The organism is Pedobacter sp. KBW01 (genome assembly GCF_003852395.1).
Classification (GTDB): Bacteria; Bacteroidota; Bacteroidia; order Sphingobacteriales; family Sphingobacteriaceae; genus Pedobacter.
Window position 1 is genome coordinate 191,082 of record NZ_QAJQ01000013.1, and the last position, 13,245, is coordinate 204,326.

Here is a 13,245-nt window from a genome sequence, read left to right on the forward strand (position 1 = left end):
AAAGGTATCCTTATTAAGATGTTTCACACGCTGTGTGATTTTTAAACTAACGTTCTTGCATAACAGTAAGCGCGTTTTTTTATACCCCACCTGGTTTTGATAATATGTAGGCTATGTTTTGTTAGTACCGCTATTTAACGTGTGAAAATTATGGCTAAAATATGACTGGGCTCTGCCAAAAAACGCTGGCTGGTTACAGCAAAAGCTTGTATAACTTAACCTTACAGCGTAAATTTGCAGGCTTTAAGTAGAGTAAAGAAAGAATAAAGTAAAAGACTAAACCAGGATGATGAGCTTTAAACTCAAAACTCCGGACACCAATTCACATATGCATCCAAACATTATAAAAATACAAGAAAAAATTGAGCCTTTAAGGCAGGAAATAATTAATCATAAAGTGTACACTGCCATAAGCGAGCTCGAAGAGCTGCAGATTTTTATGGAGCACCACATTTTTGCTGTCTGGGATTTTATGTCGCTGCTTAAAGCTTTACAAATTAATTTAACTTGTACAATCTTACCATGGTTTCCGGTTGGCGATCCGGTTACCAGGCAGTTGATTAATGAAATTGTAGCTGGCGAAGAATCGGATGTAGATGCTGATGGCCATATCAAAAGTCATTTCGAGCTTTATTTAGATGCCATGGAACAATGTGGCGCCAATACTAAACCTATAAACACTTTTATAAGCGCATTACAAAACGGTAAAAGTTTTGATGAAGCTTTCGAAATTGCCGAAGTACCTGTTGCAGCAAGAGATTTTGTTAATGCAACATTCGAAACCATTAACAGCGGCCAAACACATTTACAGGCTGCAAGTTTTACCTTTGGCCGCGAGGACCTGATTCCAAACATGTTTTTTAGCATGGTTAACGATTTGAACAGCACCCAGCCCGATCAGGTATCTATTTTTAAATACTATTTAGAACGTCATATCGAAGTAGATGGCGACCACCACAGCCATTTGGCCCTATCCATGACCGAGAAGTTATGCGAAAAAGACGAAGCTTTTTGGGAACAGGCAGAAGATACAACCAAACAAGCCCTACAGAAAAGAATCGATCTCTGGAATGCGGCCTATACCGAAATAGTTAAACAGAAAGTGGAAGCTTAGTTATTAAATTGTTAACTATTTACTAATTTAGATTACGTGATTTTAGTCACATTTACTTGCGGACATCAATTTTCTAAAATAAAATTTACACATTTGTTGTTCGGCACAAATAACCGATTTTAAGCGCATGAGTTTCATTTTAAAACCTGTTGACATCGTTGAGAGCATTACTCCCGAAGATTTTAAGAAAAATTACCTGAAAACTAAACGTCCGTTAGTGATCAGGGGCCTTACTAAAGATTGGCCTGCTAGAGAAAAATGGACAACTGAATATTTAAAAGAAATTGGCGGCGAACTGGAAGTTCCGCTTTACGATAACTCTAAAGCTGACCCATCGAAACCAATTAATGCAGCTACTGCACATATGAAATTTGGCGATTACCTTGATCTGATTAAGCGTGAGCCAACGGAGTTGAGAATTTTCTTTTTCAACCTGTTTAAAAAAGTGCCTAGCCTGATTAATGATATTAAAATCCCTAAAGATTTAATGGGCGGTTTTATTGAAAGCATGCCTGCTATGTTTTTTGGCGGTTCAAATTCGGTAACATTCCTGCACTACGATATTGATTTGCCACATATTTTTCATACGCATTTTGGAGGCAGAAAGCACATTATCCTATTCGATTACAAGTGGAAAGATAGGTTATATTGCCTGCCAAACGCCACTTATGCTCTCGAAGATTATGATGTTGCTAACCCTGATTTCAAAAAATTCCCTGCTTTAAATGGCGTTGAAGGATACGAGGTTTTCTTAGAACATGGCGATACTTTGTTTATGCCAACGGGCATGTGGCACTGGATGAAATATGTTGACGGATCGTTCTCTTTAAGCTTACGCGCATGGGATCAATCGATTAGCCGTAAAGTAGCCAGCGTTTGGAGCTTGTTTACCCACGGAGCAATAGACAGCTTAATTAAAATGACTTTCAAAGAAAAATATGCACATTGGAGAGAGAAAAAGGCAGTTAAAATTGCTGAAAGAGCTTTAGCCAAAGGCAGACCATAAAGTACTAAAAATTAAAATCTAGCGGGGCATCGTTTACGATAGCCCCGTTTTTGTTATTATAGCATTCAAAACTTTCATTATCATTCAGAATCAGATGGAAACCAATATACTTACCGAAAAACAAAAAATGCTGGCTGGAAAAGCCTATCAGGCAGGCGACGCAGAACTGGCAAAAGAAAGATTAAAAGCCAGGGAAATTGTTTTCGAATTTAACAACCTTGCCCCAAAATTCATCAAACAGCGTAAAGAACTGCTAAAAAGATTATTCGGTAAAACAGAAAAGATGTTTTACCTAGAACCTCCTTTCCGTTGCGATTATGGTTATAATATTGAAATTGGTGATAACTTTTACGCCAACTTTAACCTAGTGATTTTAGATTGCGCCAAAGTAAGTATTGGCAACAACGTGTTTATAGCGCCAAACGTAGCCATTTATACCGCCGGGCACCCCATACATGCGCATTTGCGCGATCAGGAATATGAATGGGCGCAGGAAATCACCATTGGCAATAGTGTTTGGATTGGCGGCAATGTGGTAATTAACCCGGGTGTAAAAATTGGTTCGAATGTGGTAATTGGCTCAGGCAGTATTGTTACGAGAGATATCCCCGATAATGTTTTTGCAGCAGGCAATCCCTGCAGGGTTATCCGCCAGTTAACAGATGCCGACAAGGATTTCTATTACAAAGATTTTAAACTAGGCGAATAAATAGAAATGAGTGAAGGGCGATTCTATCGCCCTAAATCAAATCACATCCCCCTCTTCCATCATACATCGTCCATCTTCCATCCATTAGCTGCTATGATCTGCAACAACCTTCCATTCTCCTTTTATCTTTTTAATGAGTAATGTAAAGTAACCTTTCAGTTCATCTTTTTCGCGTTTCACATTCCAGCTACCTAATACAAAAGCCAAATCAGGTTTTAAAAAATCTACTTTTTTAATGCCGAATACCAAATACCCCATGGCTGATTTATCGGGATAACCCTTTTTGTAATTATCGAGCGTTTTTTGCCAGCCATAGGTTGGCCCGCTTTTACCTACAAAGAGCAAGCTGTCAGACTTTTCGTAGCCTTCCATAAAAGCTTCTACATCGCCTTTATTCCAATCGGTACGCTGTTTCTCCAGTAAATTAAGTATGGCCTGCTTATCTTTTGCATTTTGGGCAAAGCTTCCTAACGAAATTAACAGCAGTACAGCAAAAAGTATTTTTTTCATGTTTTAGGATAATTGGGTAAAACTTAAAGATAGGAAACAAATTATTTTGTTCCATCGCTAAAAATTGTTTCTTTACATTTTTATAAAATCACCTATGCAAAATAAAGTAATTACAATTGGCGAAATACTTTGGGATGTTTTTCCAGAGGGAAAGAAAGCCGGCGGTTCGAGTATGAATGTTGCGCTTAACCTGCATAAACAAAATATAACAAGCAGTTTTATCAGCGCAGTTGGTAACGACGATAATGGCCGCGAATTACTGGATTTTTTAAGCAGCAATCATTTTGCAACAAAACTGATTCAGGTAAATACCGAATTATCAACCAGTACCGTAGTGGTGCAGCTCGATGCCAACCACCAGGCCACCTACACCATCAAGCAACCTGTTGCCTGGGATGACATCCAACTAACCGACGACAATATTTCAGCAGTAAAACTGGCTGATGCGTTGGTATATTGCAGCCTAACCTGCCGTGATGAACGTTCTAAAAAAACCATCATGGGCTTATTAGAAAATGCTAAAACTAAGATTTTCGATATCAACCTGAGAAATCCCTTTTACGAAAAAACTTTAATCGGCGACCTGTTAAACCATGCTGATATCTTAAAAATAAACGAAGACGAAATTGTTTGGGTAAAAGATACTTTCAGCTTAACTGGTAATACCGACGAACAGTTACTGAAACAATTGGCCAATCAATTTAATATCGATATTATCTGCCTAACCTTAGGCGATAAAGGCGCTTGTGTTTTAAAGGATGGGAAGTTGTTTAAGCACGTAGGCTATAAGGTACAGGTGGCCGATACCGTTGGTGCCGGCGATGCTTTTCTGGCTACATTTATTGCCTGTTACCTCCAAGGCTACCCCATGGAAACTACGCTGGATAACGCCTGTAAAGTTGGGGCCTTTGTTGCTTCGCAGGTTGGAGCCAACCCCGACTATAATAAAAAGATTTACCACATGGCGCTTTAAGTTCTTTTTTATGACCTTATAGGTTTTAAAAGCTATAAGATCTGTGCCCCTCAAATATGACACCCCGCTTAAATTAATACAAAGCGAAACTTTTATCTTCGATAATCCGTTTATAAAAGCACATGAGAGGTTTTCGTTTTTCTGATTATAAGCCCGGCGATACGCCAAAAGGCGGTTTTGATGAGTTGCTAAAATTATTTAGCGAACTGCTGAATTATACCGCAGGTGATGCAGCCGAGGCCTTGAGCTGGTTAAATGAACTTGATAAGCAATATAAGCTCACCAATAACGATTATGGTGTTGGTAATTTTATAGATGATTTGAAAGATAAAGGCTATCTGACCGAAGATAACCAATCGGGAGAATTTAAAATTACTGCCAAAACAGAACAAACCATTCGCAAATCGGCCCTTGATGAAATTTTCGGGAAACTGAAAAAAAGTGGTCGGGGTAACCACAACAGCAACCAATCGGGCATTGGCGAAGAAAAAAATGCCGACAGACGAGAATATAATTTTGGTGATAGTTTAGATCAGATCGATATGACTGCTTCTATTCAAAACGCACAAATTAACCATGGCATTAACGATTTTACACTCACTGACCGCGATCTGGAAGTAGAAGAAAAAGATTTCAAAACCTTAACTTCTACCGTATTGATGATTGATATTTCGCACTCGATGATTTTGTACGGTGAAGACCGGATTACCCCGGCAAAAAAAGTAGCCATGGCGCTGGCCGAACTAATTAAAACGAAATACCCTAAAGATACTTTGGACATTGTTGTTTTTGGTAATGATGCCTGGCCAATTACCGTGAAAGATTTACCTTATTTACAGGTTGGCCCCTACCACACCAATACCTATGCCGGTTTAGAACTCGCTGCAGATTTACTCCGTAGAAGGAAAACGCACAACAAACAGATTTTCATGATTACCGATGGTAAACCTACCTGTTTGAAAGAAAATGGCAAGTACTATAAAAACAGCATGGGTCTGGATAGAAAGGTGATTAACAAAACATTAAATATGGCCGCGCAGTGCAAGCGCTTAAGAATCCCTATTACCACTTTTATGATTGCCAAAGACCCTTACCTACAGCAGTTTGTACGTCAGTTTACCGAAATAAATGGCGGCCGGGCTTTTTACAGCTCATTAAATGGCTTAGGTGAATACATTTTTGAAGATTACATTAAAAATAGAAGAAAAACAGTGAAATAGTTTGGAGTCCGAAGTCTTTAGTCTGGAGTCGGAAGATTATTTACTAAAATTAGAAGTTTAAACAATAAGGTTGATGGTAAAAGGCGAAAGATAAAACCCATAGCAATCCTACTTAAATCAACCATAAAAACATAAAAAAGGAATAGATTTATGGAATTGGTTTGTGTATTTTGCAAACCTTACACCTTAACCCCTATGTCTTAAACCCATTTAAACCAAGAAATGCAAAACACTACATTAGGTCAGTTAAAGGCTACCAGTTATAAATCAAGAAGCGTTAAGGAAGAATTAAGGGAAAACCTGATTAAGTTTCTTCGTGATAAGAAAACCGAATTTGAAGGCATTATTGGGTATGATGAAACGGTAATTCCTGAGTTACAAACCGCCATTCTATCGCGCCACAACATTTTGCTTTTGGGCTTACGCGGACAAGCCAAAACACGCATTGCCCGTTTAATGGTTAACTTATTGGATGAGTATGTGCCCTACGTAGCCGGAAGCGAAATTTTCGACGATCCGCTGAACCCGATTTCATGGTATGCAAAAAACGAAATTGCCATCAACGGTGATGCAACTGAAATTGCCTGGTTACACCGCAGCGAGCGTTATACCGAAAAATTGGCTACCCCTGATGTTACCGTAGCCGATTTAATTGGCGATATTGACCCTATAAAGGCAGCCACGCTGAAACTAACGTACAATGATGAAAGGGTTATCCACTTTGGTTTAATTCCACGCGCACACCGCAGCATTTTCGTTATTAACGAACTTCCTGATTTACAGGCACGTATCCAGGTGGCATTATTTAACATGCTGCAGGAAAAAGATATTCAGATTCGCGGTTTTAAATTGCGTTTGCCGCTGGATATCCAGTTTGTATTTACTGCAAACCCCGAAGATTACACCAACCGCGGAAGCATTGTTACCCCTTTGAAAGACAGGATAGAAAGTCAGATTTTAACCCACTACCCAAAAAGCATTGAAATTTCGCGCAAAATTACTTTCCAGGAAGCCAAATTAACTGCCGAACAAAAAGCCAGTATAGAGGCCGATGGTTTGCTAAAAGATTTGATTGAGCAAATTGCTTTCGAAGCACGTAAAAGTGAGTATATCGACCAGAAATCGGGGGTATCGGCCAGATTAACCATTTCGGCTTATGAAAATTTAATCAGCACAGCCGAAAGAAGGATGTTGATCTCAGGCGAAAAAAATACTTTTGTACGTTTATCAGATTTAGCGGGCATTATCCCGGCCATAACCGGTAAAATAGAGCTGGTTTACGAAGGCGAGCTTGAAGGACCGGCACATGTGGCCACTACCTTAATCGGCAAAGCAGTTAAAACTTTATTTGCACGTTATTTCCCCGATCCTGAAAAAGCTAAAAAAAGCAAAACAGCCAATCCTTACACCGAAATAACCGAATGGTTTACCGAAGGCAATAATGTTGATTTAACTGACCTTTTAACCAGCGTACAATATAAAAAAGCATTGATGCTGGTACCAGGCCTATATGACACAGTTAAAAAGTTTCACCCCAAGTTAAGCGAAAACCAAACTTTATTGTTGATGGAGTTTGTATTGCATGGCTTGGCCGAATACTCGCAGCTGAGTAAAAATTACTTAACCGGCGGCTTTGGCTTTAGCGATATGTTTGGCAGTTTATTTAACGCCGAATTTGACGAGGAAGAAGATGAAGACGATTTCAGATAATAAAACATTATAATTTCTTTAATTTAGGCAGGCGAAATTCCTGCCTTTTTGTTTAATAAATTACTCAACTCACCAGAAATGGGAAGATTACCTTTTATCATTGCCGCCTGCATTTTTATTATCGCTTTTGATATCTATTGTTTCAAAGCCATTATCTCGGTTTTTAAGAAATGGAAAACTAATACTAAAAAAGTATTTGCCATTGCATACTGGGGTTATAGTGCCTTATTGATTTTTGGCGTTTTCTGTGGCATTTACCTCAATTTGTTTCTTACGCTACGTGCCATCATTCTGGTTTCTTTCTTTTTAACTGTGGCTTGCAAACTAGCCATGCTGCCATTCCTCGTGCTGGATGATTTGCGCAGATTATGGATTAAACTAAGTAGAAAAAAAGTGAGCAGCGCCATGCCTGCCTCAGCTACAAGCCCCCATGAAGACGATAAAATTTCGCGTTCAGCATTTTTGGTTAAGGCTGGACTGGTTACTGCTGCCGTTCCCTTAACGTCGTTAAGCTGGGGTATTATTTCTGGCGCATACGATTATCAGGTAAGAAGGGTAAACTTAATATTACCCAACCTACCCAAAGCTTTCGATGGCATTACTATGGGCCAGATTTCAGATATCCATTCGGGAAGTTTCTATAATAAAACTGCTGTAAAAGGCGGTGTAGAAATGCTGTTGGGCGAAAAACCTGATTTCATCTTTTTCACAGGCGATTTGGTAAACAACCTAACCAACGAAGTACGCGATTATCAGGATATTTTCTCGAAAGTAAAAGCACCGCTGGGTGTTTATTCATCGCTCGGAAACCACGATTATGGCGACTATTTTTTTGGCAAGGAATCATCGCCAGCCAAGGTAAAAAACCTGAAAGACATGGTTGATGTGCACAAGATTATGGGTTACGACCTGTTGATGAACGATAACCGCAGGTTAAAGGTTGATGGCGAAGAAATCGGGATATTAGGTGTTGAAAACTGGGGAATGGGCCGTTTTCCGAAATATGGTAAGATGGAACTCGCCGTTAAAAACACCGATGATTTACCTGTGAAATTATTACTGAGTCACGATCCATCACACTGGCGGGGCGAGGTACTGCAAAAATACCCGCAAATTGATGCGATGTTTAGCGGTCATACCCACGGCATGCAGTTTGGCTTAAGGTTTAAAGAAATTCAATGGAGCCCTATACAATACATTTATAAAGAATGGGCCGGCTTATACAAGGAACAACACCAACAGCTGTATGTTAACGTAGGCTATGGATTTTTAGGGTATCCCGGCAGAGTTGGAATATTGCCTGAGATTACCATATTTACTTTAAAAAGAGCCTAAACTAATTATAGAATTTTGAATGATTGAATGGGCGTTATGCCTAAAACATTCAATCATTCGAAATTCATTCATTCAATAATTACTCCTACCCCGCATTAAACCTGTAACCTACTCCCCTTACGGTTTGCAATAACTGTGGATTATCGGGATTCAATTCTATTTTCTTACGCAAGCGCACAATGTGCATATCAAGTGTTCTGGTATTAACATCAGAGTTATAACCCCAAACTACCAGCATCAGCTCGTCGCGGTTAATTACCTTACCCGGATTGCGTAAGAAGTACAATAAAATACGGTTCTCTAATATGGTTAATTCTATTTTCTTACCATCTCTAAACAAGGTGTGAATATTCGGATGGTGTTCCATATTACCGAAACGGTGAATTTCTGCTGTATCTTTATTCACAATAAATTTCACCTTGCTCTCTAGCATGGCTACCAAAACATCCATATTAAAAGGTTTGGTAATGTAATCAGATGCACCAAAATTATAGGCGTCAATCTTATCTACATCCTGCGCTTTGGCAGTCATCATAATGATCAGGTTTTCGAAACCTTGTTTACGCACGTGCTCGCAAACTTCGGCTCCTTGTTTACCCGGCATCATCCAGTCCAATAAAACAATATCAGGCTGATCAGCCAAAATCATCCTTTCACCTGCATCACCATCATTTGCCTCTAGCACCGTATATCCCTCGGCCTTTAAGCGATGGGCTACAAGAAAGCGAAGATTTTCATCATCTTCTACGATTAATATTTTTACTTCTTTAGACATTTATATATGTGTTTACATTGTATGTTGAAAGGCTACCACGTTGAAATGTTTCAGCGTTACCACCTTTAACTTTTTACTTATTGTTTTATCTGTTGTTTTAATGTTGGAAGGTTAACTCAACATTCCAACTTTTCAACTTCCAACATTCCAACCTTCTCTAACTATTAAAAGGCAGCACAATTTTAAATTCTGTACCACTGCCCACTTTGCTTTTTACAGAAATATCTCCTTCCATAAAGTTAACCAGTTCTTTGCAAAATGCCAAACCCAGGCCTACACTACCCATTTGGTTATATTCGTTCTGGATTCGGAAAAATTTCTTAAATATATTGTTTAATTCTGATGCCGCTATCCCAATTCCTTTATCGGTAAACCTGAAAACCAGCACACCTTTAATCAATTTAGCACTAATATGAAGTTTCTTCTGATCAGGCTTAGAGTATTTGTAAGCATTCTCGGCCAGGTTATCGAACAAACTCCCTAACAACACCGGATCGGTAATAAAGGTTTTAAAGCCCATTACTTCATAGGTGATCTTAAAATCAGGATGTTTAAGCGTGTGCGATTCTATTGTGCTTTCAATAAAATCGACAATATTAACTTCCTCCTGGTTTAATTTTATTGCCTTATTCTCAATCTGGGTAAAAGCCAGCAGTTTATTCATTAAACCGTTCAGCTTATCCGCCTCTTCATCCAGAATTTTGCCGTAAAGCTGTTGCTCACGCTGACTTAAAGCTGTAGCGCTTTTAATGTTGTTACCTGCAATCTTGATCACACTTACCGGCGTTTTAAACTCGTGCGTAAGGTTATTCACAAAATCGTACTGCAATTTAAACATTTTGCTATTGATGTTGAGGTTACGGTAAATTAAGAAGGCAACCAGCAGCAGTACACCATACACCAATAAAAGCACCAGGGCAATTGGCATAAAATAAATAAAAATCTCCTTTTTGATGTAAGATTTTGAAGAAACAAAGTACAGTTTAAAATCAGAAAATGCCCCTGGTAAGGCAATTTCGGTATGCATATTTTCATCCGAATTATCAATCGGATCGTATGTTAAGGGCTCAATACTAATATGTTGATACAATAAAGGCCGCGTATTTACAATTTTAACCTGATGCGGGTCGAGCTTAAAAACGAGTACATCTTGCGGGTAAACCGGCGAGGGATTTAGCTTCCGCTTCATCATCTCTTTATATGTTTTCAGGTCTTCGCGGCGCGGAATATTTAAATAGGTAATCTTATTCTCACTCGAATTAACCACCGAAAAATTGGTAAAAAGCTCTTCTTGTGTGGGTACAGCAGCGGTATCTAACCGATCGACAAATGTAGCCAGCTTATAGGCCATTGCATTAAAATCATCGCCAACATTGAAAGAGGTGGGATCTTCTTCTGAGTAAACTTTTACCGAATCGGGGCTGATTCCTTTTCCGAACTGATAAATTGATTTTGGACCTATACCCAGATAGTTGGCATTAATACCATCTCTTACTGGTGCCACTTTTACCTCTGTATCGTAAAAAGTAACCCTCGAAATAAAAGGATACTTTAACATTACCGTATCTACAAATTTCGAAGCCGTAGAGGAATCTAAATAGCCACTATAATATGAGATTTCTGGCATTTTGTTCTGAAAGAAATCGTTATAGGGCTTAATGCTCTGTTCCAGTACATTTACCTTCTCCGAAACAAAATCATTTTCTATCGATTTCTTGCTGTAGTTAAAGGCCAGAAAGAGCGATAAAATAAAGAGGATTGAAATGAGTACAATAAAGGTTACACCAAGAGAAAAGTTTTTACGGTAACCGCTTTTTTTATCTAAAGCCATACCCTATTTCTTACCCAGGTTTTCTTGTAAAAACTCTTCTAAAGCCTTATACAAAGCCGTTCTTCCCTGCTGGCGTATTACCGGGTTAGGGCCTTCTTCTTTTTCGATGTAAGTAACCTGAACATTGCGTTTTTTAAGTTCTTTAATAAACTGTACCCCTTCGGCTACGTTTACACTTGGATCTTTAGGGTTTTGCGCAATAAAAATAGGCGATTTAAACCGATCAGCATGAAAAACAGGCGAAGCAAAGCGCATGTAATCTGTTTCGGTTACCGGATTGCCTACAATTTCGTAATACATCTGCAATTTAGCTTTTAAAAACGGCGGGAAGGTTTTCAGGTAACTAAACAGGTTAATTACGCCAGAATTCGATCCACCACATTTATAAAGATCGGGATTTTTATACAAACAATTTAAGGCAATATAGCCTCCAAAACCATTACCATAAATAGCAATCCGCTTCGGGTTGGCAATTTTCTGTGCAATTAGCCACCTGGCTCCATCATTCACATCATTTTGTATTTTATCGCCCCACTCTTTAAAGCCTGCTGCGTAAAATGATTTACCGTAACCGGTAGATCCACGGTAGTTTACCTGTAAAACAGCGTAGCCGCGGTTGGCTAAAAACTGTACCTCAGCATTATAACCCCAGCTATTTCTAGCTTTAGGCCCGTTATGCGGAAAAACTACAACCGGCAAATTAACTGCTTTTTTATCTTTTGGCAGGGTTAAATAGCCGTTAATGGTTAAACCGTCGCTGCTCCTAAAACTAATGGGCTTCATGGTGCTCATGTCCTCTGGTTTAATAGCAGGACTCACATCAGTTAGTTTTTTTAGCTTATTATCTGCAGCGGTATATAAATAGTATGAACCAGGGTTTTTATCGGTAAAAGTGCGTATTATAAATACTTTATCGGTTCTATCTTTATCTGCAATTATCCACTCGGTACCTGGCAAAAGCTGATCTATTTTTGAATAAGCCAGTTTTGTACTGTCATCAAGATAATATTTCTCTCTTTTCCAGGTTTCGTAAGTTGCAAAAAGCATTTTTTTCCTGAACCGCGAGTAAGTGGCATCAACTACGTTTGAGGTATCGCCTGTAAAAAGCACCCGTTTTTCCTTTCCGGTAAGTAAATCGAGTTCTACCAGCGCATTTTTATCGCGGTTAACACTAGAAATGGCATAGAGACCATGCAATTTGGTTTCTGAAAAGGCAACAGGCTGTAAAGTGGTTTCAAAGTTATTGGTAATTACCGGTTTGAACTCCTTGCCTGCATTTTCGCGGTACATTAAGGTTTCATTTACTCCATCACTGGCAATGGCTAACATCAGTTCACCTTTACAATCAGTCATCCACCGACTGAAATTACCCGGATTTTGGGCCAGCATATCCATGGCGCCGTTACGTACATTTAAGCGGTAAACGTCAAAAAGGGTCGAATCGCGTTTATTTGAAGAAACGATAATGTATTTATTATCAATCAACTGATCTTCAATTACCCTCAACCTGCTTTTTTCATTCGTATACAGCTGTACCTGTTTGCTACCATCTTTATTGATGACAAAAATATCAGATCTGCGCTCTTTCGATTCATCTTCGGTATAGTAGATCAATTCGTTGTTGCTTGTCCAAAAATGAAAGCTAATGCTCTTATCGTTCAGGTCGGTAAGCTGCACACTCTTCCCACTAGCCAGGTCTTCGGCAAAAAGTTCCAGCTTCTTGTTCTGTAGCTTTAAATACGAAAGGCTTTTCCCATCGGGCGAAATGCGGTAATAGGCTTTATCCTGCGTTTTAAAAAAATCATCTACAGGTATAGCACTATCATTCTTCCCTTTACAGGCAAAAATAAATACGACCATTAACAATAGAAAAATCCTTTTTAGCATAAATAAATCCTCAACGGGACAACAAAAATAACTATCACAACAACTTAACCACGATTTACACCAACAATGTTACCTATGCAACCAATAATAAGTAGTGGTTCAATTTAGTATTTATAACATATACACAAAATAAAATACAGGTAACATTTAAAATACGTTTTATATAAGATAGTGG

The 13,245-nt window shown here is 38.8% G+C and carries 11 protein-coding genes; 7 read left to right on the forward strand and 4 right to left on the reverse strand.

Annotation, left to right across the window (positions count from 1 at the left end; translation table 11 throughout):
• Positions 1 to 286: 286 nt before the first annotated feature.
• From DBR40_RS15105 to DBR40_RS15115, 3 genes are all read left to right on the forward strand, one after another.
• The gene (locus tag DBR40_RS15105) at positions 287 to 1,114 is read left to right on the forward strand and encodes a DUF3050 domain-containing protein (RefSeq protein ID WP_317125531.1); all 828 of its coding nucleotides are present in this window, start codon (positions 287 to 289) and stop codon (positions 1,112 to 1,114) included.
• Between the two features lie 127 nt (positions 1,115 to 1,241).
• Positions 1,242 to 2,120: a cupin-like domain-containing protein gene (locus tag DBR40_RS15110; protein WP_124560586.1), complete on the forward strand. Its 879-nt coding sequence runs from the start codon at positions 1,242 to 1,244 to the stop codon at positions 2,118 to 2,120.
• Between the two features lie 94 nt (positions 2,121 to 2,214).
• Positions 2,215 to 2,829, forward strand: coding sequence for a sugar O-acetyltransferase (locus tag DBR40_RS15115; RefSeq protein WP_233603904.1), 615 nt, complete (start codon positions 2,215 to 2,217; stop codon positions 2,827 to 2,829).
• Positions 2,830 to 2,913: 84 nt separating this feature from the next.
• Here the strand turns inward: DBR40_RS15115 and DBR40_RS15120 are convergent, their stop codons facing one another.
• Complete coding sequence (locus DBR40_RS15120; RefSeq protein ID WP_124560587.1) at positions 2,914 to 3,339, reverse strand: YybH family protein; 426 nt, start codon at positions 3,337 to 3,339, stop codon at positions 2,914 to 2,916.
• A 94-nt stretch (positions 3,340 to 3,433) separates the two neighbouring features.
• Here DBR40_RS15120 and DBR40_RS15125 point away from each other — a divergent pair, with 94 nt between their 5' ends.
• The 4 genes from DBR40_RS15125 (at position 3,434) to DBR40_RS15140 (ending at position 8,577) form a co-directional block, all read left to right on the forward strand.
• The gene (locus DBR40_RS15125) at positions 3,434 to 4,312 is read left to right on the forward strand and encodes a carbohydrate kinase family protein (protein ID WP_124560588.1); all 879 of its coding nucleotides are present in this window, start codon (positions 3,434 to 3,436) and stop codon (positions 4,310 to 4,312) included.
• Between the two features lie 122 nt (positions 4,313 to 4,434).
• Complete coding sequence (locus tag DBR40_RS15130) at positions 4,435 to 5,532, forward strand: vWA domain-containing protein (RefSeq protein WP_124560589.1); 1,098 nt, start codon at positions 4,435 to 4,437, stop codon at positions 5,530 to 5,532.
• Positions 5,533 to 5,754: 222 nt separating this feature from the next.
• Entirely contained in the window at positions 5,755 to 7,242 is a 1,488-nt protein-coding gene (locus DBR40_RS15135; RefSeq protein WP_124560590.1) for a sigma 54-interacting transcriptional regulator, read from the forward strand.
• Positions 7,243 to 7,320: 78 nt separating this feature from the next.
• On the forward strand, positions 7,321 to 8,577 hold the full coding sequence (locus DBR40_RS15140) for a metallophosphoesterase (RefSeq protein ID WP_124560591.1): 1,257 nt from the start codon (positions 7,321 to 7,323) through the stop codon (positions 8,575 to 8,577).
• A gap of 85 nt (positions 8,578 to 8,662) precedes the next feature.
• Here the strand turns inward: DBR40_RS15140 and DBR40_RS15145 are convergent, their stop codons facing one another.
• From DBR40_RS15145 to DBR40_RS15155, 3 genes are all read right to left on the reverse strand, one after another.
• Positions 8,663 to 9,352 carry a response regulator transcription factor gene (locus DBR40_RS15145; protein WP_124560592.1) on the reverse strand — a complete coding sequence of 230 codons (690 nt, stop codon included), beginning with the start codon at positions 9,350 to 9,352 and terminating at the stop codon, positions 8,663 to 8,665.
• A gap of 157 nt (positions 9,353 to 9,509) precedes the next feature.
• Positions 9,510 to 11,183, reverse strand: a complete 1,674-nt coding sequence (locus tag DBR40_RS15150) for a sensor histidine kinase (protein ID WP_124560593.1) — start codon at positions 11,181 to 11,183, stop codon at positions 9,510 to 9,512.
• Positions 11,184 to 11,186: 3 nt separating this feature from the next.
• Positions 11,187 to 13,070: a prolyl oligopeptidase family serine peptidase gene (locus DBR40_RS15155; RefSeq protein WP_124560594.1), complete on the reverse strand. Its 1,884-nt coding sequence runs from the start codon at positions 13,068 to 13,070 to the stop codon at positions 11,187 to 11,189.
• Between the last annotated feature and the right edge of the window lie 175 nt (positions 13,071 to 13,245).